At 59.4% G+C, this 24,627-nt stretch carries 21 protein-coding genes; 5 read left to right on the forward strand and 16 right to left on the reverse strand.

Annotation, left to right across the window (positions count from 1 at the left end; translation table 11 throughout):
- The first annotated feature begins 9 nt into the window (after window positions 1–9).
- Window positions 10–309 carry a hypothetical protein gene (locus LA321_RS15095; protein ID WP_156141045.1) on the forward strand — a complete coding sequence of 100 codons (300 nt, stop codon included), beginning with the start codon at window positions 10–12 and terminating at the stop codon, window positions 307–309.
- 112 nt (window positions 310–421) lie between these two features.
- On the opposite strand, the gene LA321_RS15100 is transcribed toward LA321_RS15095, so the two are convergent.
- From LA321_RS15100 to LA321_RS15110, 3 genes are all read right to left on the reverse strand, one after another.
- The gene (locus tag LA321_RS15100; RefSeq protein ID WP_224212215.1) at window positions 422–664 is read right to left on the reverse strand and encodes a hypothetical protein; all 243 of its coding nucleotides are present in this window, start codon (window positions 662–664) and stop codon (window positions 422–424) included.
- A 615-nt stretch (window positions 665–1,279) separates the two neighbouring features.
- The gene (locus tag LA321_RS15105) at window positions 1,280–2,179 is read right to left on the reverse strand and encodes a DMT family transporter (RefSeq protein WP_082043410.1); all 900 of its coding nucleotides are present in this window, start codon (window positions 2,177–2,179) and stop codon (window positions 1,280–1,282) included.
- Between the two features lie 466 nt (window positions 2,180–2,645).
- Window positions 2,646–3,671, reverse strand: a complete 1,026-nt coding sequence (locus LA321_RS15110) for an isoaspartyl peptidase/L-asparaginase family protein (RefSeq protein WP_042071518.1) — start codon at window positions 3,669–3,671, stop codon at window positions 2,646–2,648.
- Between the two features lie 706 nt (window positions 3,672–4,377).
- Between LA321_RS15110 and LA321_RS15115 the strand changes: the two genes are divergently transcribed.
- Window positions 4,378–5,343 (forward strand): transglutaminase-like domain-containing protein, encoded by a 966-nt coding sequence (locus LA321_RS15115; RefSeq protein ID WP_082043409.1) that lies wholly within the window; start codon window positions 4,378–4,380, stop codon window positions 5,341–5,343.
- Between the two features lie 424 nt (window positions 5,344–5,767).
- Here the strand turns inward: LA321_RS15115 and LA321_RS15120 are convergent, their stop codons facing one another.
- The 6 genes from LA321_RS15120 to phnR all read right to left on the reverse strand — a co-directional run bounded on the left by LA321_RS15120 (window position 5,768) and on the right by phnR (window position 13,294).
- Entirely contained in the window at window positions 5,768–6,292 is a 525-nt protein-coding gene (locus LA321_RS15120; RefSeq protein WP_167335327.1) for a class I SAM-dependent methyltransferase, read from the reverse strand.
- A gap of 722 nt (window positions 6,293–7,014) precedes the next feature.
- On the reverse strand, window positions 7,015–8,421 hold the full coding sequence (locus LA321_RS15125; protein ID WP_042071510.1) for an FAD-dependent oxidoreductase: 1,407 nt from the start codon (window positions 8,419–8,421) through the stop codon (window positions 7,015–7,017).
- Window positions 8,422–8,439: 18 nt separating this feature from the next.
- On the reverse strand, window positions 8,440–10,179 hold the full coding sequence (locus LA321_RS15130) for a putative 2-aminoethylphosphonate ABC transporter permease subunit (RefSeq protein WP_042071508.1): 1,740 nt from the start codon (window positions 10,177–10,179) through the stop codon (window positions 8,440–8,442).
- Window positions 10,176–11,255: a putative 2-aminoethylphosphonate ABC transporter ATP-binding protein gene (locus LA321_RS15135; protein ID WP_042071505.1), complete on the reverse strand. Its 1,080-nt coding sequence runs from the start codon at window positions 11,253–11,255 to the stop codon at window positions 10,176–10,178. Before LA321_RS15135 ends, LA321_RS15130 begins: the two co-directional genes overlap by 4 nt.
- Window positions 11,256–11,450: 195 nt before the next feature.
- Complete coding sequence (locus LA321_RS15140; protein ID WP_042071504.1) at window positions 11,451–12,470, reverse strand: putative 2-aminoethylphosphonate ABC transporter substrate-binding protein; 1,020 nt, start codon at window positions 12,468–12,470, stop codon at window positions 11,451–11,453.
- A gap of 116 nt (window positions 12,471–12,586) precedes the next feature.
- Window positions 12,587–13,294: a phosphonate utilization transcriptional regulator PhnR gene (gene phnR, locus LA321_RS15145; RefSeq protein WP_042071502.1), complete on the reverse strand. Its 708-nt coding sequence runs from the start codon at window positions 13,292–13,294 to the stop codon at window positions 12,587–12,589.
- Between the two features lie 191 nt (window positions 13,295–13,485).
- Between phnR and phnW the strand changes: the two genes are divergently transcribed.
- From phnW to phnX, 3 genes are read left to right on the forward strand one after another with little or no spacing between them, the layout of a single operon-like run.
- Entirely contained in the window at window positions 13,486–14,625 is a 1,140-nt protein-coding gene (gene phnW / locus LA321_RS15150; RefSeq protein ID WP_042071499.1) for a 2-aminoethylphosphonate--pyruvate transaminase, read from the forward strand.
- Window positions 14,622–16,031: an aspartate aminotransferase family protein gene (locus LA321_RS15155; protein ID WP_082043408.1), complete on the forward strand. Its 1,410-nt coding sequence runs from the start codon at window positions 14,622–14,624 to the stop codon at window positions 16,029–16,031. The genes phnW and LA321_RS15155 overlap by 4 nt, the downstream gene beginning before the upstream one ends.
- Window positions 16,024–16,863 (forward strand): phosphonoacetaldehyde hydrolase, encoded by an 840-nt coding sequence (gene phnX / locus LA321_RS15160; RefSeq protein ID WP_042071495.1) that lies wholly within the window; start codon window positions 16,024–16,026, stop codon window positions 16,861–16,863. Before LA321_RS15155 ends, phnX begins: the two co-directional genes overlap by 8 nt.
- 142 nt (window positions 16,864–17,005) lie before the next feature.
- On the opposite strand, the gene nrfF is transcribed toward phnX, so the two are convergent.
- The 7 genes from nrfF to nrfA form a co-directional block, all read right to left on the reverse strand.
- Window positions 17,006–18,184, reverse strand: a complete 1,179-nt coding sequence (gene nrfF / locus LA321_RS15165) for a heme lyase NrfEFG subunit NrfF (protein ID WP_042071493.1) — start codon at window positions 18,182–18,184, stop codon at window positions 17,006–17,008.
- Window positions 18,181–18,759 carry a DsbE family thiol:disulfide interchange protein gene (locus LA321_RS15170; RefSeq protein ID WP_042071491.1) on the reverse strand — a complete coding sequence of 193 codons (579 nt, stop codon included), beginning with the start codon at window positions 18,757–18,759 and terminating at the stop codon, window positions 18,181–18,183. Before LA321_RS15170 ends, nrfF begins: the two co-directional genes overlap by 4 nt.
- Window positions 18,756–20,711, reverse strand: a complete 1,956-nt coding sequence (gene nrfE / locus LA321_RS15175; protein ID WP_042071488.1) for a heme lyase NrfEFG subunit NrfE — start codon at window positions 20,709–20,711, stop codon at window positions 18,756–18,758. The genes LA321_RS15170 and nrfE overlap by 4 nt, the downstream gene beginning before the upstream one ends.
- A gap of 174 nt (window positions 20,712–20,885) precedes the next feature.
- Entirely contained in the window at window positions 20,886–21,842 is a 957-nt protein-coding gene (gene nrfD / locus LA321_RS15180; RefSeq protein WP_026456712.1) for a cytochrome c nitrite reductase subunit NrfD, read from the reverse strand.
- Entirely contained in the window at window positions 21,839–22,519 is a 681-nt protein-coding gene (nrfC, locus tag LA321_RS15185; RefSeq protein ID WP_042071485.1) for a cytochrome c nitrite reductase Fe-S protein, read from the reverse strand. Before nrfC ends, nrfD begins: the two co-directional genes overlap by 4 nt.
- Window positions 22,516–23,127, reverse strand: a complete 612-nt coding sequence (gene nrfB, locus LA321_RS15190) for a cytochrome c nitrite reductase pentaheme subunit (RefSeq protein WP_042071483.1) — start codon at window positions 23,125–23,127, stop codon at window positions 22,516–22,518. Before nrfB ends, nrfC begins: the two co-directional genes overlap by 4 nt.
- Window positions 23,128–23,178: 51 nt before the next feature.
- Window positions 23,179–24,615 carry an ammonia-forming nitrite reductase cytochrome c552 subunit gene (gene nrfA, locus LA321_RS15195; RefSeq protein WP_042028959.1) on the reverse strand — a complete coding sequence of 479 codons (1,437 nt, stop codon included), beginning with the start codon at window positions 24,613–24,615 and terminating at the stop codon, window positions 23,179–23,181.
- Between the last annotated feature and the right edge of the window lie 12 nt (window positions 24,616–24,627).

Below are 24,627 nucleotides of genomic sequence, written 5' to 3' on the forward strand. Positions count from 1 at the left end.
GAGATAAAAATGCCTGTCGACAAGAACAACCTTAGAAATGTTGTTTTGAACAGTCATTATATTCCAGCTGTTCAGTCTATTGAGAAATATGGAAGATATTGGTTCTCTGAAACTCGACCAGCAGCATATATGTTGTCAAGTATTTTAGAAAATGCTGGAATGAATGTTATTTTACTTAATTATCCGCCTCGTTGGGAGTTTGTAATATGTGTTGTTGGGAATCATAATCGAGATTTACTTTTAGAAATAGCAGACCAGCGGCATGAATTGATCGAACAAGGAATAGATGTGGCTGATCTGCCAGTCTAAAGCATTCTTCATCCAAATTCGAACCAAGTTGATTCGAATAGCGAGGCTTGTAGGTTCGATTAGCGGAACGTAATCGGACGGTCGAGGTGAGTGATATCACCTCGGTCGATCGTCAGTTTGCCCCTTGCTTTACGCTGATGGTCTTGAGGTTCTCACGTTTGGGTCTGATCAGCTGGTAGATCCCGCCAGCCAGGGGCAGGATAAAAAGCAGGGAATAGGGGGAGAGGCTGCGCCCGGTGACCACCGCCTCCATCTCGTATGTTGGGCTAAAAATGGTAGGTTGGTGCTGAACGAAGTGAAGCCCAACGTTTACCGTGAAATATACCTGTAAATCTGTTTTACGGCTTAGCCACATCCTTGTTTATCCCGCTCTGATTGGCGCAATAATGCTCGTCTGTTGGGCTTCGCGACGCTCTGCGCCAACCTACAAGTTACGCTATCGCCCTGAGTGACAACTCGTGGGTCGAATAGGCGCGTCGGTTCGAATAGCGAAGCGTATTCGGACGTTCGAGGTGAGTAATATCATGCTCCGCCTGATAGTCAGTTTGCTCCTTGCTTTACGCTAATGGTCTTGGGGCTTTCACGGCTGGGTTTGATCAACTGGTAGATGCCGCCAGCCAGCGGCAGGATAAAAAGCAGGGAATAGGGGGAGAGGCTGCGCCCGGTGACCACCGCCTCCATCTCGTATGTTGGGCTAAAAATGGTAGGTTGGTGCTGAACGAAGTGAAGCCCAACGTTTACCGTGAAATATACCTGTCAATCTGTTTTACAGTTTAGCCACATCCTTGTTTATCCCGCTCTGGTTGGCGCAATAATGCTCGTCTGTTGGGCTTCGCGACGCTCTGCGCCAACCTACAAGTTACGCTATCGCCCTGAGTGACAACGCGTGGGGTCGAATAGGGCCATAGGGTTCGAATAGCGGAGCGCATTCGGACGTTCGAGGTGAGTAATATCATGCTCCGTCTGATAGTCAGTTTGCCCCTTGCTTTACGCTGATGGTCTTGGGAGCTTCGCGTTTGGGTTTGATCAACTGGTAGATACCGCCAGCCAACGGCAGGATAAAAAGCAGGGAATAGGGGGAGAGGCTGCGTCCGGTGACCACTGCCTCCAGCGCCACGGCAATCACCGGAAAAATCAGAAAGCAGAGCGAGGCCTTGAAAGGGGAGACCAGGGCATTGAGCCTGAAATACGCGACTATCCCCCCGACCCCAGCGATGCTGCCAAGATAAAGGACGGCGAGCAGGGAGGAGAGCTGCATATCGGCGAATACCAAGGGTTCTGTCACCAAACCGGCCATCAGCAACAAGAGGGAGGCAATTCCGCTGGGGATGGCGCTAAAGGTGAGCACATGAATATGGCCAAGTCGGTGTTGCTTCAATATATAGATGATTGCATGCAGCAGCACGGCGCTTGTGAGCAGCACAATGCCAATGAGATAGTTGCTACCCGAGATATCCGACTCTATCGAGATAATACTGACGAGGCTCAACAAGGTTACCAGCAGGGCCTGGATCTGGCGCAGGCTGAAATGCTGCTTTGTGATGAAGTACGAGAGCAGCATGATGGCGATCGGCATATAGCTGAAAATAATGGCAGCAAGACCCGATGAAATATATTTTTCTCCCTCCAGCATAAACCAGAACGGAATGGCAAAATAGAAGAGGGCAACGATCGGCATATAATGCCGCTTCCCCCTAGGAAACAGCAGTGGCACATTATCCTTGCACGCGATAAGTATCAACAAGGGAGACATCACCATAAAACGCAGTGCGGTAGCCGTTAACGAGGGGATAGATTGTCCCGCAATGGCCATCGCAAGCCAGGTGGTGCCCCAGATCAAACAGACAGAAATAAATAACCTTTTCTTCATATAATGCCTGCCCTCTATAGGAATTTTTAAAATGCAGAGAGAAGGCTAAACCTTTGGCTATACTCCAAGGTCAATCTCAATATTGTGACAAGTTGTGATAGTCTGTGGTTAGCTGTGACAATGATCGGAAACCGGCATCGCTATTTTCCGGGCACGAAGAGATGGCAGATAATTAAATAGTCGATGGCGACCAATAGTGACGTGATGCGAAACGAGTTCATTGACTTATTATTATCCCTGATAATGAGACCAGAGCGACAAATGCCGACCATCAGGTCGGCACGCTTTATGGTTGTGATAAACGCCTGTCTATCGGCATAGCGGGGCAGGGGTTCTTGGATCAGCCTGTATCGTCAGCATGCATCGAAAACCGTGAGGTTCTCACTTTTTGACGGTGAATGACCTGCGGCACCTGGCTTGAGGTTGCATTGTGTCCGCAAGTCACTCTCAAGGTGTGATAACCAAATCACTCCCCAAACAGCGCAATCTCTTTTTTGCCATCGTTGCCAATCGCACCACGATACATGCCGACCGTATTAAAGAGCATGGTGTAGTTGCCTTTGGCATCCAGCACAATGACTCCGCCACTGCCATCAATGGCTTTCACTTCATTGAGCGCATTGGCTGCCGCTGTTGCCAGAGGGGCTTTGTTGTATTTCACCTGTGAGGCGATATTGTACGCCGTTGCGGTGCGGATAAACTTCTCGCCACTCCCTGTGGCTGATACGGCCACCGTATTGTTGTCCGCGTAGGTGCCTGCCCCAATCAGCGGAGAATCGCCAACCCGGCCATAACGCTTGTTGGTCATGCCGCCGGTCGATGTACCCGCCGCCAGATTGCCCTCTTTATCCAGAGCGACGGCCCCCACGGTTCCAAATTTGTAGTCATACATCAGCGGATCGTAGGTGTAAGCCGATTTGCCATCGTGATCCAGCACCACCTGCTCTTTTTTAATGGCCTCTTGCAATTGCTGCCAGCGATAGTCAGTGCGGAAATAGGCGGGTTCAACCGTCTCCAACCCTTCTTGCTTCAGGAATACCTCTGCGCCTTTGGACACCATCAACACATGGGGGCTGCGCGTCATGACGGTATAAGCGGCATTGATCGGATTTTTAATGGTGGTCACGCCAGCCACCGCGCCTGCCGCCAAGGTTTTACCATCCATGATGGATGCATCCAGCTCGTTGCGACCATCATGGGTAAAGACAGCGCCTTTACCGGCATTAAACAGCGGAGAGTCTTCCATCACGTTGATGGCCCGCTGCACCGCCTCCAGACTGGCGCCGCCGCTTTCCAGCACTTTGTAACCAGCCTGCAATGCTTCATCCAATTTGGCTTTGTATTCGGCCTCCTGTTGCGGGGTAATGGTTGCTTTGGCAATCGTGCCGGCGCCGCCGTGGATCACCAGGCGAATGGGTGGCTCGGAAGCCAGTGTTGCTGCAGAAAATAAGGAGGTTGCCAGCAAGGCAGACGTGAGTAACGAAAGTTTCATTGCGCATCCTTGTATGTTTTATTGGTTGGAAAGAAAACATGGAATTAAAGCAGTGCACTAGAGATATATGATGTAACTCGTATGCCTTATTTCCCCATAGATGTGGCTCGTATACTTCTATTCACCCATAAAAACTAAAAACGGCCACTCTGGCCAGCCACTATCGATATACAACGACCAAGATAATGATCAGGCAGTCTCATATTTTTGAGGGGCCACCACCCCTTATGAACCCATATCCTGATTTAATCAACCATGTCTCCAATCCATCCTGCATCGCCCCTTTAGATCGCTAAGAGAAAGAATATGACCCTGTATGGCTGGGAGGCCGAAATAACAGCAAACAGGCGGGCAAAATACGGCACTGAATGAATGGGGCCCGCCCGGAAATTGACGACGGTCATGCAACGCTCTGTGCGACAATTTCTGGAAGTTCTGATCGTGTGCAACACATACCACCCAGTCTGTCATGCCCAAAACAAGATCGATGATGGATGACAGCAACATTGACTGCGCAACCAATAGGGGAGTGGCAGCAGGGTAGGCAGCGGGACGCCAGCCCTTGTGACAAGTGGATACCGATTGCTTTTTTACCTTGTATGTGATAGCGACATCTTTGGAGAGAGGTGGTTGCGATTGAATTGACGGGGGCGCGTTGTCAGCCTCTTGGCAAGGCGCAGGACGATATTTTGGGGGAGAGGGAAGAATGAAAAAAATGACATTCATTAGTATTTTTATATTTTCCAGCTTTGTTTTTTCGCAAGAACCATATTTAAGCAAAAGCAATCCAAGAACTTACACGGTAACAGTGAGTGTAAATACAAAAAACAATGGTCTTGCCTTATCGGATTTAATAGTCAATATACCGCTACCACTGCAAAATAGAGTTCAGGATGTCAAGTATATCCAAACAAACAATGGGGTAGTAATTAATGATGGCGAGTTGCGTTACGCATCCTTTGTCTATGATGAAAAAAGCTCGCCGAAAAACGGAGAGAATATATTGTCTGCGGTATCTTATCAGGTGACAACCTATGATCAATTTTATGATCTACTAAAGATAAAAAAGATAGAACCATACAATAAAAAGGGGGCTGATTTTATTAATTACACAAGGGATAATTTACCATATATCAATCTGTCAAATAAGAAACTGCAAGCCATATCAAATAAACTATGGGAAAAGAGTCAGGCAGATATCTTGACTTATGCTCGAATGGCGTACGAGTATGTTCCGCTTAACTTTAGCTATATAAATGCTAATACGGGATTACATCCCTTAAATGAAGTTATGGATTCTGGTGGTGGTGATTGTGGAAACTTGTCGAGTATATATATTACGTTACTCAGGATAAAGCAAATTCCCGCCAGACATGTTGTGGCTATTCGGGCTGACAATACATTCCATGCGTGGTCTGAATTTTATCTTGAGAATATTGGCTGGATACCTGTAGATGTCACATTCAAACAGATATACCCTAACAAGGATTATTTTGGCAAAATGGATAAAGAATCAAACGGAATAGCTTTAAATAAAGATGTCAATTTTTCTTTGGTAGTTGGGGATAAAGGGCGGTTTAATATGGGTTTATTCCAACGATATGGCTATTGGTACTGGTCATCCGGGTTGGGCTCTCTTGACAGTAAATTCAAGATCACTGAAACTGAGTAGGGGGAAAGCTCATCTAGCGCCGCATATATTTTTCGTAGTCTCAGTACTTGTTGCATAGAATAATTGACTCGTTCAAGCGTGAAGATATGACAGGTGAATGATGAATCCCCCATGGCTTAGCGAGGTATTATATTCAATTTGTTCGAGAGATTTTCAGACACTGAATTTATGAAATACGGAAAAATTCCACCTTTGGCCTTGACCACATCGAAGCTGAGATAGCGTCTGACAATCAAGCATCAGTGCGGATATTAGTCAGGCTTGGCCTCTATCGGGAGGGACGTGGCATATTGGCAGCCGCAACCCTTTATGTCGCAGGTTGGACTTGATGCCGATGTTGCCACGGTCGCCAACTGGCATAAGCAACCTGAGCCGTTCGCAGCGGCAGAGCCGGAATCAAGTCCAAGGTGTGATTGCAAGCCGGCTATTTCCCTTCAGGGGAGCCGAAGCTGCATTGATAGACCCAGGCTGGCGGCATATTGAGCCAGACACGGCGGCGTTGCCAGTCAAAGTGATGGGACAGTTCGCGCTCTATCTGCGAGGTGTACTGGAACTGGATAAAGTACCCCCCAGGATGCAGGGATGCCTTGACCCGGGCCAGCACAGCCTGCCGCTGGGCGGGCGTAAATGCCAGCAGGGGCAAGCCGGAGAAGATCACCTCATAGGATTTGTTCAGTTGTTGGGCGGGTTGCATGCAGACCTCCAGCCTGGGATCCGGGATGGTTTCCAGCACAGAGATAAAGCCTGGGTGGATCTCGTAGGCATCGAGCCTGGCATTGTCAGGCAGTGCCTGTAACAGCGTACGGGTGAGCACCCCGGTTCCCGCACCCAGCTCCGCCACATACCTGGCCCGCTGCAGATCAATGCCTGCCATCATGCCGTCGCAGAGCCACTGGGAGGAGGGCCAGACAGCCCCTACGTCCCGGGGTGAGCGAACGAACTGCTTCATAAAGGACAGCGATGAGCGCGCGTGCCTCACGTATTTCTTCATGGATCTCATGGCCCCTTCCTCCAGGATACGAGGCGTGGCAACACTCCCCACAAGCACAACACGCCTATCCCCCAAATCACCCACAACAGGGCAGAAGCAAATGGCAGCAGCATCGGGTAAATCTCCATCGCCCAGCTGACCCACTGAGTTGGGATAGGTAACCCTCCCTCGGGCCAAAACGTCGCCGTAGTACTCGCCAGCTCCCCTGACTCGAGACTTGCCACCTTGTCCAGCGCGGCAGACACCCATTGAGGCAGAATTTGTAGCAGCCAGTAAATCCCCCAAATGAGCCCACTCCATAGCGTGACCAAGGTTACTTTCCACACATTCTTCATTGCTCCTCCAGATCTCGAATAGGGTGGGATATGGCCCTGTATGGCTTAGGGCGCGTGAGAGAAGCTAAACGTTGGAGCTATATCCAATGTCAAGGAAGGGTTGTCAGGGGCGAGGAGAGATGGCGGTCATCTAGTGCTGGCTACGACAGTTTCAGGAGGCGTTGGTGGTGGGCTCGCATTGCCAGCCTGTTGGCCTCAACGCAATATGCCGACCCTGGGGCCGGCATGGTGGGTGGCTGACAATGCTTCTGACCGGGGCGCATTCGAACGGGCTTTGCCATTTGCACTTGGGGCCGTATTGGCTGCGTGACAAATGGGCCAATGGAGCAATGGAAATGGAGGGGCCTATTTATCCGCCTTGCCTGCCGCATCCGCCAGGCTGGCAAGCCGCTTGTCATACCAAGGCACAAGGCGGTTTTCATCCTCCGCCCGCTCTTTGCGCCGAATGGCATTGCGCACCGCCATGGCCCCCAGCCAGCGCAAGGGCTCGGGTGGAAAATAGCCGCGCGGGCCGCTCACCAGGGCGCATTCGCGCCACGGCTTGTCCTCTTCTCGCATCTTGTCTCTCACCAAAGCCGCCAGTACTTGACCGCCCATCCAGCTCTGCGCCACCCCGTTGCCGGAATAGCCGAGGCCATAGACGATATTGGGCTGCGCTCGCCAGTGGCCAAAGAAGGGGAGGCCGTCCACCGAGCGGTCGGAGGCGCCGCACCAGCTGGCGGCGATGGGCACCTCTTCAAGGGCCGGAAAGAAGCGACGCAGGGTGCGGGTGAGGGGAGCAAGATAGCGGCTCGGTTCGTCGAACTCGGCCAGATGGCGGTTGGCAAAGGCGAAGGTGTTGCCCCCCTTGCCTAGCATCAGCCGCCCTTGCGGAGTGGAGCGGTAGTAGTGGACAAAAGTGCGGCCATCCACCACGGAGCGGCCGTGATTGAGCTGCTGGTCGGCCAGGGCATCCGGCGCGGGGTCGGTTATCACCATATCGGAGGAGACCAGCACGATAGTGCGGCGAAACTCGCGAAAGTGCTGCACCATGGCGCTGTTGAGGGCCAGCACTACCTTGCGGGCGTGGACGATGGCCTGTGGCGTTTGCACCCGCGCCGGTTGGCCTGCATCGAGGCGCTGCATGGGGGTCCCTTCATAGACCTCGACCCCCAGTTCTCGCGCTGCCCGCAGCAGGCCACGCACCAGCAGGGCCGGTTGCACCGAGCCCGCGTGGGGGCTGTAAAACCCCTCCAGATGCACATGGGAGCCGCTCTGGCTGGCCAGTTCACTCTCTTCAATAGCCTGCCACTGGTTAAGGCCTGCTCGCGTGAGCGCCTGCAATACCGGCTCCATCAGGCCGCGCTGGGCCGCGCTGGTGGCGGTGTAGCAGGTGCCCTCGACACGAAGGTCGGCCTCTATGTTGTGCTGTTCACAGAAACGGGCGATCTCGTGCACTGCCTGCTCCGATTTTTGCACCAGCCAGGCGGCCTGCGCTTCGCCAAACAGGCGCTTTAACGTCAGATATTTGGCCGACCAGGTGAGCAGACAGCCGCCGTTGCGCCCGGAGGCGCCGCTGCCGCAGCGATCTTTCTCCAGCACCAGGATGCGCAAATGTGGCTCTGCCTGTTTAAGGGCGATGGCGCTCCACAGCCCGGTAAAGCCGCCGCCGACGAGGCAGACATCGACCTCGTGGTGGCCTTGAAGAGGTGTGGGGGGCGCGGGCTGTTCGGCGGCGAGCGCCTCGGCCAGCCAGAAGGGGAGAGTGGACATCATGACTCCTCGATAAGGTTATGACTGGCGCCAGCGCTGGGTGCGGGCCAGCAGGGTGCGGCTTAACAAGAGCTGGAGCAGCTTGACGGTAGCGGCGGCCAGCAGGATCAGGGTGGCCATGGCGGCGGCCGCGGCGGTATCACCGGAGTCCTCCATATTGAGCACGGCGATGGAGGCAAGCACGCTGTCGCTCGAATAGAGGAAGATCACCGCCGAAGTGGTAGTCATGGCGTTGACGAACAGATAGATAAAGATCTCCAAGAGCGCCGGCAGGGAGGTGGGCAGGGTGACCCGCCAGAACGCCTTCCAGAGCGGAATACGCAATGAGATGGCCACCAGCTCCAGCTCTTTGGGCAATTGCTTGAGGCTGGTCAGGGCCGTCATATGACCCACGGTGTAGTAGTGGATGACGCAGGAGAGCACCAGCAATGGCAGGGTACCGTAGAGGCCGCCAAACAGTGGGTTGCCGTTGAAAAAGAATATGTAACCCAGCCCCAGCACCATGCCGGGTACGGCCAGCGACAGCATGGCAAGCAGGTGCAGCAGCTGGCGAAGCCATGCAAAGTGGCGCCCCTTCTCCTGCGCCCAGGCCAGCACCATCACCAGTAGGGTGCCGATGAGTGCGGTAAACAGACCCAGCTGCAAGGTGTTGGTCATGGGCTGCCAGCCATAGACGCTGTTGCTGTCAAAGGCGTAGTGATCCAGCGTCAGCTCAAGGTTGTAGGGCCAAAACTGCACCAGGGAGCCGTAAACCGCCATGCCCACCAGTGCCAGAAACAGCAGGGCCCAGAGCGTGCACCAGCCAAGCGCCAGCAGATCCCGCAGCCGATGGGGTTTGGGCTGATAGGGCACCGCCTTGGTGCTGCTCTGCTCTTGCATCTTGCTGCGCACTCGGTGCTCCAAAGCAAAGCTCAACAGTGCCGGCAGCAGCAGGGTGACGCTCGCCACTGCCCCGAGGGAGAAGTTTTGCATCCCGATCACCTGCCGGTAGATATCGGTGGCCAGCACGTTGTATTGGCCGCCAATCACCTTGGCTACCCCGAAGTCGCAGATGGTGAGGGTAAACACTGCGATGGCGGCGCTGAGCAGGCCATAGCGAGCGGTGGGCAGGGTGACGGTGACAAAGGTGCGCCAGCCGCTGCTGCCGAGCACCCGAGAGGCTTCATAGAGGCGGGCATCGCTCTGACCGAGCGCCGTGATAAGGATCATCAAGGCGTGGGGAAAGCACCAGAAGCCCAGACCCATGACGATACCGATGGGGCCGTAGATACTCTCGCCGCCGAGCAGCCCCTTGGCGATCCCCTGATTGCCAAACCAGTAGACCAGGCTGATGGCGGGCAGCAGGGAGGGCATCAACAGCGGAATAAGGCCGATGAGGCGAAACAGGGGTTTGCCTGGCATGCAGGTGCGGGTGAGGGCATAAGCGTAACCAAAGGCGATGGTCACCACCAGCGTGGTGATCAGCACCCCGAGCCAGAGGGTGTTGCCGAGGGTGCGTCCCAGATGAGGGGAGTCGAAATAGGTGCTGAAGTTGGCAAGGCCCACCCAAAGGCCGTTCTCATCCTGCAGGCTCTTTTGCAACATGGTGAGCAGGGGCAGCAACAGGCCGCCGGTGAGCAGAGCGATGCCGAGTACCAGCAGGATCAGTTGCAGTCGCTGATCCCAGCTCCAACTGCCGCCAAGGCGTTGCCATCTTGCATCACGGGGCTGTGCGGGGGGCGGGCTGGCCTCTTGTGGCACGATCACGGAGTGGTTCATGGGCGGGCCTCTCCAAATAACTGCATCGCCTCGGCGGGCCACTGCAGCGAGCAGCACATACCACTGCGCCAGCCCCCCTGTTCGTGATCAGGCTGTTCATGGGTGGGGCGCTCCACCAGCAATTGTTGCGGGCCCAGGTAGGTGTCGGCGGTGCAGATGAGGCGCTGGGCGGCACCGAGAAACTCCACCTGTTCGATGTGTGCCTGGATGCCATGTTCACCGGGCGCCCCCAGCTTGATCGCCTCAGGGCGGATCGCCAGCTGCAGTTTACTGCCAGGAGCCGCGCGATTGGCCAGGCGCAGGGGATGATCGTTGAGGCGGACCTGGGTCGGGCCAAGCACCAGGGCATCGAGAAAGTTCATGGTGCCGACAAAGCTGGCCACGAAGCGGCTGGCAGGCTGGTGATAGATCTCTTGCGGGGTGCCTACTTGCACGATGCGACCGCTCTCCATCACCACGATGCGATCGGCCATGGTCAGGGCCTCCTCCTGATCGTGGGTCACCATGATGGTGGTAATGCCAAGGCGCTGTTGCAGGGCGCGGATCTCGCTGCGAAGGTGGCTGCGCACCAGCGCATCCAGGGCACTAAGGGGTTCGTCCAGCAGCAACAAGCCGGGGGAGAGGGCCAGCGCCCGCGCCAGTGCCACCCGCTGTTGCTGGCCGCCGGAGATCTGACTGGGGTATTTGTGGGATTGGGCGGTCAGTCCCACCAGTTCCAGCCAATGATCGACGCGTGCCTTGATTGCATCGCGCGCCAGCCCCTGATTCTCAAGGCCGAAGGCGATATTTTGGGCCACCGTCAGATTAGGGAAGAGGGCGTAGGACTGAAATACGATGCCAAAATCGCGCTGTTGGGGCGGTAACCGCGAGACGTCACGCCCCCCTTGCCAGATCTTGCCGCTGTCGGGCAGATCGAGGCCGGCGATGGCTCGCAGCAAGGTGGTTTTACCGCAGCCGGAGGGGCCAAGAAAGCAGATAAACTCTCCCGGCGCAATGGTCAGGGAGATCCCCTTGAGTGCCCGAAAGGCGCCGAACTGCTTATTAAGGTGTTGAATATCCAGATAGGGCTGGGTCATGGTGCGACTCGCTACTGATTTGGTATATACCAGTTTGTCTGACAAGTGTGACCATTCGGTGATCCCCTGATGACAGTAAGATGACAGTGAGGGGGGGCTGGGGCGTGTCAAAGGGGAAGGCGTTGGGGATCTCTGGTAACGAAAAGGCCAACTCGCGTTGGCCTGTCGATGGCACTTGCAATCTTTGCGAACCCCTTATGGTTTGGCTTCCGACTTGCCGTCGAAGCTGGCATTCCATTGTGCCAGGATGGTGTTACGCTCACGGGCAGCCCAGCCAAAATCGTTATCGATCATCTGCTCCTTGATATCGCTGGGGTAACCGGCCCTGGGTTTGGCCACCTCCGGGATGGCAACCACGGCAAAGGATTTGTTGTAAAGGGCATTGGCCTGCTCGGTAGCGGCAAAGTCGAGCAGCTGCTGGGCGGCATCCCGCTTGGGGGTGCTCTTGATGATGGCGGCAGCTTCCATATCCCAGCCAGATCCTTCACTGGGGAATACCACCTCGATCGGGGCTCCCTTGGCCTTGAGGCTGGTCGCTGGGAAGTCAAAGGAGATGCCGATCACCGTTTCGCCACTGGCGGCCAGCTTGCAAGGGGCGGAACCTGAGTGAGTGTAGCGGTCGATGTTCTGGTGCAGGCCGTTCATAAATTGCCAGCCTTGCGCTTCTCCCATGGTTTGCAGCCAGCCTGCGACACTCAAGTAGCCGGTGCCGGAGGAGCTGGGATTGGGCATGATCACCTTGCCCTTGTAGATGGGCTTGGTGAGATCGGCCCAGCTGGTGGGCGCGGGGATCCCCTGTTTCTCGGCCTCTACCTTGTTAAAACAGATGGCGCTGAAGAAGGCGTCCAGCCCTATCCAGTGGGGCTCGGCCTTGCTGTCGCGAAAGCGGCTGTCGAGCTTATCCAGCCCCTTGGGGGCGTAAGCGGCTAGCAGCTGCTGCTGATCGAGCTGCATCAGGCTGGTGGCCGCCAGTCCCCACACCACATCGGCCTTGGGTTGGGCTTGTTCAGCCAGCAACCGGGCGGTGATGACGCCGGTAGAGTCGCGCACCCACTTGATGTTGATATCCGGATGCTGGCGCTCAAAAGCACGCTTGAGTTCAGTCAGTTGCTCTGCTTCAAACGCGGTGTAGACAGTCAGATCGGTTGCTGCCAGTGCCGGGGCTGTCGTGGCGGCCAGCATGGCGGCAGCCAGCCAAGGGGTTCCCTGTTTCATCCTCACTCTCCATCAAAATTGGTATAAACCAGATTGGTCGAGAGAGAGGCTAGGGGATCATTATGACGTTTCGGTGACGGCCCTGTGACGTTTTACCGTTCCTGATGTAGCCGTGACTAATCCTGGGTATCTACCTCGATCTCCAGGCTATCGTGGCGCCAGTATTCCAGATCAAAATCGAGTACCCGGCCATGTTGATCGAAATTAAGCCGCTCCAGACGCAAGGCGGGCAGACCCGCGGTGGCCCCCAGTGCCTTGGCCGCTTCGTCCGGCAGGGCGGTGGGGAAGAAGCGCACCTGCATGCGGGCGTAGTGCAGATCGTAATGGGCCTGATAGATCTCGGTGAGGCTGCCATTGAGATCCAGCGCCAGCAGGCCTGGCACTCGTTCTGGCAGGCAGTAATTTTCGCAATAACAGATAGCGCGCCCGTTGGCATAGCGCAGCCGCTTGAGCAAAAACAGGCTATCAAACGGTTTGAGTTGCAGTCGCGCCATCAGCGCTGGCGGTACCGCCTGGCGGCTTTTCTCCAAAAGTTCAGTGCGCGGCTCGCCCCCTTGCTCGCGCACAACTTGGTGAAAGTTGGAGGTGCGTCTGGGGTTGAGGCTAAAACGCGGCGGGGTAACGAACCAGCCGCGGCGATCTGCCCGATAGATAAGGCCGCTCGCCTCCAGCTGCACCAAGGCCTCGCGGATGGTCACCCGGGTGGTACCGTAAAGCTCCCCCAGCAGCCGCTCGGAGGGGAGCTTGTCATTGGGGGTCAGGCCCCCCGCCAGGATCTGGTTGGCGAGGGCATCCTTGATCTGCAGGTATTGGGGTTTGCTCATGACATTCCTTGGCGGCTTACTGGTTGCCTTGGTAAAGACCAGAATCGCCCTTTGGGCTAAGTGTGCCTAGATTATCGTGATTATGGCGCTGAAAATGAATTTTTTGTTGCACATAGCCCCACCCCTTTGACCTAGGCAGGGGAGTTACCCACAATACGCTCCATCTGGTCTATACCAAAAGGAGCGCTATCATGACTTACCTGCCTGCGGCCCCCGCCGCCGTCGATTACCTGCTACTGACCCCGGGCCCCCTCTCAACCACCGCCACGGTACGTGCCGCCATGCTGCAAGACAGCTGCACCTGGGATGCGGACTACAACCAGGGGGTGGTGGAGCCCATCCGCCGCGAACTGGTGCGCCTGGCCACCGGTCCGGAATATGAACGCGACTACAGCGCCGTGCTGCTGCAGGGCAGCGGCAGCTACGTGGTGGAGAGCGTGCTGGGTTCGGCGATAGGCGTCGATGAGTGTCTGCTGATCATCAACAACGGCGCCTATGGGGCCCGCATGGGGGAGATGGCTCGCTGTCTTGGCTTGCGTCACCATGAGCTCGACTGCGGCGAGACCACCCGCCCCGAGCCTGCTGCCATTGAGGCCATGCTGGCGCGCCACCCCGAGATCACCCATCTGGCGATGGTGCACTGCGAGACCACCACCGGCATGCTCAACCCCCTTGAGGAGGTGGCAGCGCTCTGCCAGCGCCGAGGCATTCGCCTGATCGTCGATGCCATGAGCAGTTTTGGCGGTATCCCCATCGACATGGGCCCCCTTGGCATCGAATTTCTCATCAGCTCCGCCAACAAGTGCATCCAGGGGGTGCCGGGTTTTGGCTTTGTCATCGCCCGCCGCGCGGCACTGATGGCCTGCGCCGGTCGCGCCCGCTCGGTCTCCCTCGATCTGCACGCCCAGTGGCAGACCATGGAGCAGCAGGGGGGCAAGTGGCGCTTTACCTCACCTACCCATACCGTGCTCGCCTTTGCTCAGGCGCTGCGTGAACTGAATGAGGAGGGGGGCATCGCCGCCCGTTATCAGCGCTACCGCGAGAACCAGCAAACCCTGGTGGCGGGCATGGCCGCCCTTGGTTTTGCGCCGCTACTACCGACTGAATGGCAATCTCCCATCATCACCGCCTTCTACTCGCCAGCGCATCCGGATTACCGTTTTGCCGATTTCTACCAGCGCCTCAAGGCGCAGGGCTTTGTCATCTATCCGGGCAAGGTGTCGCAAGCCGATTGTTTTCGCATTGGCAATATCGGCGATGTGACCCCAGCACAAGTGCGCGCCTTGCTCGCGGCCATGGCCGATGCCTGCTACTGGCAAGGCGCGGCATGATGGCTGTCCGCCGTGGGGATGCCCCTCTGCATGGCAGCGGCCGAGCCGACAGCGAAGGGGATATCAACCTTGGCGAGGGTCGGGCGCGCTGGTGGGCAGGTCAGAGCGAAGATGTACAGGCCGGATTGGCGGAAGATAGCCGCTACTTTCTCCATCAGGCGCTCTCCACCCCCTGTCTCGATCTGCTTGAGCGCGCGCAGGGGAGCTGGCTGACCAGCGTATCGGGCAAACGCTATCTCGATTTTCACGGCAACAGCGTTCATCAGCTGGGCCACGGTCACCCCAAGGTGGTGGCCGCGGTGCAGCAGCAACTCGCCGATCTGCCGTTTGCGCCGCGCCGCTACACCCATCGGGTTGCCATCGACTGCGCCCGCACTCTGGCCGAACTGGCTCCCAGCGATCTCAACCGGGTGCTGTTTGCGCCCGGTGGCAGCGAGGTGGTGGGGATTGCCCTGAAGCTCGCCCGCTTTATCAGCGGCAATAGCAAGGTGGTGTCCCTGTGGGACGCCTTTCACGGTGCCTCCCTCGATGCCATCTCGGTCGGCGGCGAGGCCTGTTTTCGTGCCGGCATGGGCCCCTTGATGGCTGGCGTGGAGCGTATCCCGCCCCCCACCTGCTATCGCGGCGTTTGGTATCGCGGGGAGGGGAATGACCTGCACTATGCCGATTATCTGGAGTACGTCATCCAGAAGGAGGGGGGCATTGGCGCCTTTATCGCCGAGCCCATTCGCAACACCGACGTACAGGTGCCCTCGAAGGCCTACTGGCAGCGGGTGCGGGAGATCTGCGATCGCCACAAGGTGTTGCTGATCGTCGACGAGATCCCCAATGCCTTGGGCCGCACTGGCCACTGGTTCAGCTTTGAAGAGTTCGGCATCGAGCCCGACATCATCTGCCTGGGCAAGGGGTTGGGGGGCGGGGTAGTGCCGTTTGCCGCGCTCATCACCCGTGATCGCTTCAATCAGGCCGCAGCGATTTCGCTCGGCCACTACACCCACGAGAAGAGCCCCATTGGCTGCGCGGCAGCCCTCGCCACGATAGAGACAATCCGCGAGGTGGGGTTGCTTGCAAAAGTGCGGGAGGATGGCCGCTTTATGGCGCGCGAGCTCGGCAAGTTGGCCGAGCGTCACCCGCTGATCGGCCAGGTGCGCGGTATTGGTTTGCTCTGGGCGCTCGATCTGGTGGTCGATCACCAAAGTCGCACCCGCAATAGCCAGGCCGCCGAGCGGCTGCTCTATCGCTGTCTGGCGCTCGGGCTCAGCTTCAAGGTTTCTCAGGGCAATGTCATCCAGCTCTCGCCGCCGCTCAATATCGCTCGCGCCGATCTGGTGCGTGCCATCACCATTCTCGATCGCGCCTTGAGCGAGATCGCACTTTCACCGAAACAGGAACATCACCATGACTGACTTGCAGCTCGCTGTAGACCCGACCACCGACGTAGCGGCCCTGATCCTCGATTGGGCCGGTACCGTCGTCGATTTTGGCTCGTTCGCCCCCACCTCCATCTTCGTCGAGGCCTTCGCCCGCGCCTATGATTTCCCCGTGACCCTGGATGAGGCGCGCCAGCCCATGGGCCTTGGTAAGTGGGATCATATCGCGGCGCTGGGCCGGCTGCCCTCGGTGGCTGCGCGCTGGCAGGCCCGCTTTGGTCACCCCATGAGCCACGCCGAGGTGGACCACCTCTATCACACCTTTATGCCGCTGCAGATTGCCGCCGTGACCCGCTTTGCCGCCCCGATCCCCGGCGTGTTGCCGGTGCTGGAGGCTCTGCGAGCACAAGGGCTGAAAATCGGCTCCTGCTCCGGTTATCCCCGTCCGGTGATGGCGGCGCTGGTACCGGCTGCGGCCGATCACGGCTACCGCCCGGATCACTGGGTCGCCACCGATGACCTCAAGGCCGGTGGTCGCCCCGGCCCCTGGATGGCGCTGGCCAACGTAATTGAGCTCGGAGTGAGTGCGGTGCATCGCTGCATCAAGGTGGATGACGCCGTGCCGGGTATCAGCGAAGGGCTTAACGCGGGCATGTGGACGGTGGGATTGTCGGTTTCCGGCAACGAATTTGGTGCCACCTGGGACGAGTTTGCCGCCATGAGCGAGGCGGAGATCGCCGCCCGGCGTGCACCGGCCGAGGCCAAACTGCGGGCGGCGGGGGCGCACTACGTGATTGATACCCTGGCCGACATCGCCCCGGTCATCGCCGATATCAACCGCCGTCTGGCGGCCGGCGAGCGGCCATAAGCGGGCCTTGGCAAAAAACTTGGCATTGAAAAGCAACACGCCCCCGTATGGGGGCGTGTGTGTATCCAGCGTAAAGGGGAGGGGACGATAGGTGGCTGCAGAGGATGGCGGTTTATCTCCTGTCGCTCCCCCAACCTGGCAGCTATCCCCCCATCATCCTCGCGGTCTGGATCGCCTGAATAAGGGCGGCGCGGTTGATGCGGGGGCGCTCCTCATCCAGCAGTTGTTGCCACAGGGCGATGGCTTCACGGTAGCGGGCGTGCAGGAAGTGATCGGAGGCGAGCAGCATCAGGGCACTCACTTCCCCCTTGTCGAGCTTAAGCGCAGCATCGAGCAGGCGACGGGCCTCGGGCGTGAGCTGCTGGCCCGCCTGGTAGTAGCGCACAGTCGCCTGGGCGGCCAGGGTGGCGGCGCTGGCCCCCCCTTCGAGCAGTGCCAAACGCTGGTAGGCAAGCCAGGCATTGTCGTATTCATCCCGATAGAGATAGAGCTGGCCGAGCGCCGCCCAGCTGTCGAGATCGGCGGGATTGGTCTGCAGCTTCTGATGCAGGGCCCCCAGCTCCTTGTCCTGCAGATCCCGGGGGCTCAGGCCCGCCAGGGGATCGGGGCGTGACTGATGCGCCTGCCACGCCTGATAGCGGCCTGTGCTGGCGTAAAAGCTCGCGATCCCTGCCAGCAGCAGAGCGCCAAGCAGCCAGACGTAGCGGGCATGGTGGGCTCTGGGGGCCAGGGCCAGCCGGGCCCTGAGCGCCTGCTCGGGGACCGGGGTGGCATTGGCCAGATTGGCTGCGGTCAGTTCCCGATAGAGGGGAAGGTCGGGGGAGAGCCCGGCTTGCTGCTCGGCCATGATCCGGCGGTTCAGCGCGCTGCGATGATCGACACCGGCGCGGCCTGTGTCGCCCTCAATGGCAATGGCTTGAGCCCCCTTGATCCTCAGGCGGCGGCCGAGGGTCAGCAGCGCCAGCCCCAGCAGCAGGGCAGGACCGCCCCACAGCAGCAGGGTGCTGGCCTTGAAGGGGGGATCGTAGCGCACGAAGTCGCCAAATCGACTGGTCATGCGGGCGATCACTTCTTCATCGCTCTGCCCCTCGTCGACCCAGCGGTAGACCTCGAGGCGCAGATCCCGCGCGATGGGGGAGTTGGACTCCACCAGGTTCTGGTTTTGGCACTGGGGGCAGCGCAGGGCGCGGGCGAGTTCCTGGGCGCGGGCTTGCAGTTCGGGGTGGCGAAACTCATAGGTATCGACTCCGCTGGCAAACGAGCTCGCACTCAGGCACATGCCGAGGAGCAGCAGGGCAGCGGCAAGAGGACGGCACGTCATGATTGTGTCTCCCAAGTCGATGGCACTGTAGTGGCAGCCTTTATTTGCGCGTTGGCGCGGGCCTTGTCGAGCAGGGGCACAAACTGGCGCTGCCAGATCTCCAGGGTAAGCAGACCCGTGTGGCGGGTGAGCAGGGTGCCGTCGGCGTCAAAAAGATAGGTCTCCGGCGTGCCATAGACGCCGAGCTCCAGGGCAAGTTTGCCGTCCGGGTCGGCCAGCACGGCGCGATAGGGGTCGCCCGCCTCCATCAGCCAGGCGCGGGCCGCGTCCCCCTTGTCCCGATAGTTGAGGCCATAGAGGGGCACCACGCGTGCCAGCTCACCCAGCAACGGATGCTCGGCGCGGCAGTTGGGGCACCAGCTGGCCCAGACATTGAGCACAAAGGGCTCCCCTTTCAGGCTGGCGGTCTGGATCGGGCTCCCATCCAGCAGATTGTCGCTTTGCCACGCAGGCAGAGTACGCCCTAGCGTCGCCTCATCCTGGCTGTAGGGGTTGTTGCCAAGACCGAGCAGGAGCAGGGCGCCGAGGCCCAGAGTCAGGATCAGGGGCAGAAAGAGGCGCAGGCGGGATCTCATAGGGACTCCTGTTCGAGGCGGGGGTGAGGCGAGGTGGCCGCAGCCGGGTGGGAGGCCAGCAGGGGACGGCGAGCGAGCAGGCGCAGGGCGCCACCCGCCATCATCATAATGCCCCCCAGCCAGATCCAGCGTACCAGCGGCTTGTAGTGCAGGCGCATGGCGTAGGCGTGTGGCCCCATCTTCTCGCCAAGCACCACATAGAGATCGCCAAACAGCCCCCACGCGATGCCGGGCTCGTTCATGTTCATGGTGCGCACGCTGTAGTGGCGCCGCTCCGGCATCAGGCGGGCCACCTCCTGGCCCCCCTTGTGCACGCTCAGGGTGATGCGCTCGGCGGTGTAGTTGGGGCCGAGCAGCGGCTCGCTCCCCTCATAGCGAAACTCATAGGCACCGAGCCGGTAGGGCTTGCCTACTTCAAGCACAGTGCCACCCTCCTGGCTGTAGTGGCTCACCTGAGCGATGCCGAGGGCGCACACCGCCACCCCGAGGTGGGCGAGCAGGCTACCCAGCCGACTGGCCCTTCCATGTCCTTGTCTGAACGAGAAGTGCATCAGCAGGCTGGCCATCAGCCAGAGGCTCAGCACGTTGGCGACCAGTCCCATCCAGCTCAAGGGGCCGAACTCCCGATAGGCGAGGGTCAAGAGCCCCCCGCCCAGCAGGCCGAAGAGCGGCGGCAGCCAGCGGGTAAGGCGAGTATCGGTACTCAAGCCTTGCCAGCGCAGGCGCGGCAGCTGGGTCATCAAGGCCATCAGCAGCAGGGCCAGCGGCACGAAGATGGTGTTGAAGTAGGGGGCGCCCACCGAGAGGGAGCCCAGATGTAGGGACTTGAACACCATGGGGTAGAAGGTGCCGAGCAGTACGCTGGCACAGGCCACGCAGAGCAGCAGGATGGCGGCGCCGAGTAGCCCCTCTTTGGACAGTAAGCCGAAGCGGGCGTAGGGGGCGCGGGTGTCGGCCCGCAGGGCAAACAGGGTCAACGCTGTGGTGAGCAGCAGGCCGAGCAGCAGCAAAAGGGTGAGGCCGCGATCCGGATCCACCGCAAAGGCGTGCACCGAGGTGAGCACGCCGGAGCGCACCACGAAGGTGCCGAGCAGACTCAGGGAGAAGGTGAAAATGGAGAGCAGCAGCACGGCGTGGCCGTAGGCGCCGCGCTTCTCGCACACTACAAGAGCGTGCAGCAGGGCGGTGCCGAGCAGCCAGGGGAGCAGGGAGGCGTTTTCCACCGGATCCCAGAACCACCAGCCGCCCCAGCCAAGCTCGTAGTAGGCCCACCAGGAGCCGAGCACGATACCGGCGGTGAGAAACACCCAGGAGCCGAGCGCCCAGGGGCGGCTCCAGTGGGCCACGGCGCCATCGAGCCTGCCCGAGTGCAGCGCCGCCATGGCAAAAGCGAAATTGACCGCAAAACCGACGTAACCCAGATAGAGCAGGGGCGGGTGCAGGATCAGGCCGATATCCTGCAGCATGGGGTTGAGGTCGCGCCCCTCCTGCGGTCCCGGGAAAATCCGATCGAAGGGGCTGGAGAAAACCAGGGTGTAGAAGGCAAAGCCTCCCACAATCAGTCCCATAATGGCCAGTACCCGCACCAGGATCAGCGGGTCGACCCGCCTGGAGCACAGCGCTACCAGCGCCCCCCACAGGGCCAGCGCGAAGACGAAGAAGAGCATGGAGCCCTCGTGGCCGCCCCATACCGCCGCTATCTTGTAGCCCAGGGGCAGGGCGCTGTTGGCGTGCTGGGCCACATAGGTCAGGGTGAAATCATTCTGGGCAAAGCAGATCCCGAGCAGCACCAGGGAAGCGCCAAGCAGGGCGGCATTGAGCAGTGCCAATGGTCTGGCACAGTCGAGCAAGGGGGGGGAGGCGAGCCGTAAGCCCAGCCAGGGCAGTAACCCCTGCATCAGGGAGAGCAGGGTTGCCAGCAACAGTGAGAGATAGCCGAACTCCGCCAGCACACAACCTCCAGGTTCACTCTTCGATGTCATTCATGTCATGGCACACACGCCGCGTCGTCTCCCGTTTGGCGGGGGGCTCGGCAGGCAGCGGGTGTGGCATCACCAGAAATCCATTGGGCCAACAACAAACCAGCGCCAGTCGCCCGAGGGCGGCTGGCGCTGGTGATCATACCTTTAAACAACTGTCATCTGGCCGGCATAAAGCACGAAGTAGCGCAGCAGCAGGATCCCCACCAGAGTCAGGCTGCACACCAGCACCAGATGGCCGCTCTTCTCTCGCAGGGGAGCCGGGGTCAGGAAGGCGATCAGCTGGGGCAACACCATGCCGATACCCACCACCCCCACCCAGAACACCTGGGCCCAGAAACCGCTGCCGATGGCGGCCCACATGGCCACCTCTTTTTGGCCGCCACCGAAGTAGAGGCCGGTAAAGAAGCAGACCAGCAGCAGGATCTCTACCGCCAGCATGGGACGCTCGAAGCGGTGCACGAAGCTGACCCCCTGGCTGTGGTGGTTTTCCTTGAACAGGGTCACCGCCAGCAAGATGGTAGAGGCGATGCCCGAGCTGATGCCCGAGACCAGAAACAGCACCGGCAATACCGGGTTGTTCAGCAGCGGATAGGTCTTGAGCGCCGAGAGCAGGAAGCCGGTATAGGCCCCGAGCAGCACCGCCAGCAGCAGCAGGACGGGGGCCAGCAGCCGCTCGATGCGGGCGAGCCAGGCGATGAGATTATCCACAAAGGCGAACTTATCCTGAAACCACCGGACGCGCAGCCCCTCGATCTCGCTTCTGAACACCACCGCCAGCCAGGCGAACAGCACTGCCATATAGAGCTGGAACAGCATGACCCCCATCGACATCACTGAGTCGAACTGGTAGTGGAACATCAGCTTCCAGAAGGTCCAGGGACGGGCCAGGTGGAAGATGAGGATCAACAAGCCCAGGATCACGCTCGCGGGTGCCAGGATGGCGGTCGCCTTGATGATGCCGCTCTCGCTGCCAGCCCCCTTGCGGCGCAGCAGCACCGCCAGGGTGGCGGCCCCGGCGGAGATGCCGAGCAGGAACAGGTAGATGGCGATCGGCCAGTTCCAAACGAGAGAAGGGAAGTGAAATGCCTCTTGCATCGTCATGATTTTATCTCCCCTTTGGGCACGCGGTACATCTTGGGCGAGGTGCCGAGCGCCTGCTTGTAGCGATAGGTGGTCTCCTTCACCAGCCGTTGGGAGAGCGGACTGTCGGGATCATCCAGGTTGCCAAACACCAGCGCCTTGGTGGGGCAGGATTCCACGCAGGCCGGCTCCTTGCCCCGGGCCAGGTTGGTCTTGCGGCAAAAGTCGCACTTGTCGGCGACCCGGGTGACCGGGTTGATGAAGCGCACCTGATAGGGGCAGGCGGCCAGGCAATACATGCAGCCGACGCACAGATCCGGGTTCACATCGACGATGCCATCTTCCATACGGATATGGGAGGCGCCAGTCGGGCAGACGTGGACGCAAGGAGCGTTGTCGCAGTGCTGGCAGGACTTGCGAAAGAAGTGGTACTCGGCGTCGGGATACTCTCCAACGGGGCCGGAGCGGATGATCTCGAGGCGCGAGACCCCCTCCGGCACCTGGTTCACTTCCCGGCAGGCGTCCATGCAGGCGGTGCAGCCGATGCAGGCCTGCTCGTCATGCAGCATGCCGTAGCGCACCCCGTCGATGGTCTGGGTGTGGGCGAGGGAGCTGGCGAGCGAGCGGGTCGGCCCCGTCATCATGATGAGGGCCCCGGCGCTCATCCCCGCCATGAATTGACGGCGAGAGCAGCTCATGATGCCTCCTTGCCCGGGGCCACTTTGACCTGGTTTGCCTCGACCTTGGCCTTGGCCGCCTCATGCTGTTTGCTGTGGCAGTCGACGCAGAGCTTGATGCGGGATTTTTCCGGGATCCCCACCATGGGCTCCTTGGCCGGGTGCAGGGCGTGGCAGCTGGTGCAGGTGAGCTTGGTGGCGTGCACGTCGTGGGCCCAGAGCGCCTCGCGCAGGGGCTTGGGTTCGTGGCAGCTCATGCAGACGCTGTTCTGCTCCACGATGGGATACGCCTCGGTGCTCTTCTTGTCGCTAAAGCTGTTGCTAAAGCGCATCACATCCTTGACCCCTTCCCTGTGTTTGGGCGAGGGCTGGCCGTGACAGTTGGTGCAGGTCACCGGTTTGAGGTTGTTGGGATTGGTCGCCTTGCCATGCTTGCCGTGCATGACGTCGTCCTGATCCTTGTGGCAGTCGGTACAGGCCTTGTCGGCGCTGCGCAAGAATTCCACCTCGTGGGTGGGGGGCACGGCGGCGGGAGCGGTTGTCTGCTCGGCGGCCTGGCCCTGTACGCTGGTCAGCAGCATGGCCGCCATCAGCATCAGTCGTAAGAAATCCATCGTCAAATCACCCATATGAAGCCTCCATCCTGCTGCGGGCCCGACCGGCGGGCCCGCAGGCATCGGTTACTGTGCCAGCCGGCCGGCCGCTTTGGCCTCGGCATCCCAGGCGGGAACAGTGGTCTTGAGGAACTGGGCCTTGTCGCTGTTGAACTGCTTCATGTCCATGCCAAGGGCGGCCTGGGCCTTCTCCTTGGTGGAGATGTCAGGAATGGCGATCTCCTGGCTGATCCCCTTGGCGGCCAGCAGGCGTGCCAGCTTGGTGCGGGCGTCGGCGGCCTTGTCGAGGGCACTGCCCAGGACCTTGAGGGCCACTTCCGGGGCATGCATCTGTACCCCGTGGGAGGCGATGGCATAGTCCCAGCGCCACTGGGCGTGACGGATGTCTTGCAGGATATCTTTCATCTCGGCGTCGGTCGCGCCGGCATCCCAGGCGGCCTTGGCTTCAAAATGGGCGCGCACCAGCTGCTTTTCGACTTTCAGCTTGGTCTCGACAACGGCGTCTTTGCGCTGCTTGACGATGCCTTGCAGCATCTCCTTGCTCTGGGTGTGGCAGTTGCGGCAGGTCTGCTCGAAGCGATCAAACGGGTTGCCAATCTTGTGATCCGTGTAGACCTTGCCCTGCTCGTTCTGCACCTTGGGCATGTGGCAGTCGACGCAGGCCACATTGTTCTGGCCGTGAATGCCGGCGCGCCAGGTTTCGTACTCGGGGTGCTGGGCTTTGAGCATGGGGGTCTTGGAGACGGCGTGGGTCCAGTCGGAGAAGCCCAGTTCATCGTAGTAGGCCTCCATCTGCTCGACCGAGGTACCATCATCCCAGGGGAATTTCACCGCCTTGGTGGGGCCGGTGAAGTAGTACTCCACGTGGCACTGACCGCACACCTGGGATTGCTGATCGAAGCGACCCTGCTCCTTGAACGGCTTGCCGATGGCGGTCATGGCCCTATCAGCATAGGGGCGGGAGAGGTGCAGGGCAGGCTTGCCCTCCTTGAACTCTTTCGAGGCGGTGTCATGGCAGTCGGCGCAGCCGATGGTGTTGACGATCTCCGGGCCGCCCTTGGCCCACATCCCCTTGAAGTAACCATCCTCGCCTTGCTCGTCGATCACCCGGGCCACGTCCGGGCTCTTGCAGCTCCAGCAAGCCATGGGCAGGGGGCCATCCTCGGCGGTTTTCGGGGCGCCGGTGCGCAGGGTCTCGCGCACGTCGGTCAGGGCATAGAAGTGACCGCGGGGCTTGTTGTAATCCTTGGCAAAGGCGTAGCCGGCCCAGAGCACCACCATGTTGGGATCCTCGGCCAGGGCGTCGCTGCGCTCCTTGCTGTCGCTGGTGGCTTTCCAGCTGCTGAACTGATCGGCGTGATCCTTGGCAAACAGTTCGTTGCGTGCCTCTATCTTGCCCTTGGTGCTCTCTTCGGCCTGAGCCCAGCTGCTGCCAAGCAGACCGGTCAGTAGCAGGGCGGCGAGCCCCAGCCTGGTTTGTTTGTTATGTGAACCCACGATCATCACTCCCAGATA

The sequence above is a fragment of the Aeromonas enteropelogenes genome (genome assembly GCF_020097295.1).
GTDB lineage: Bacteria > Pseudomonadota > Gammaproteobacteria > Enterobacterales > Aeromonadaceae > Aeromonas > Aeromonas enteropelogenes.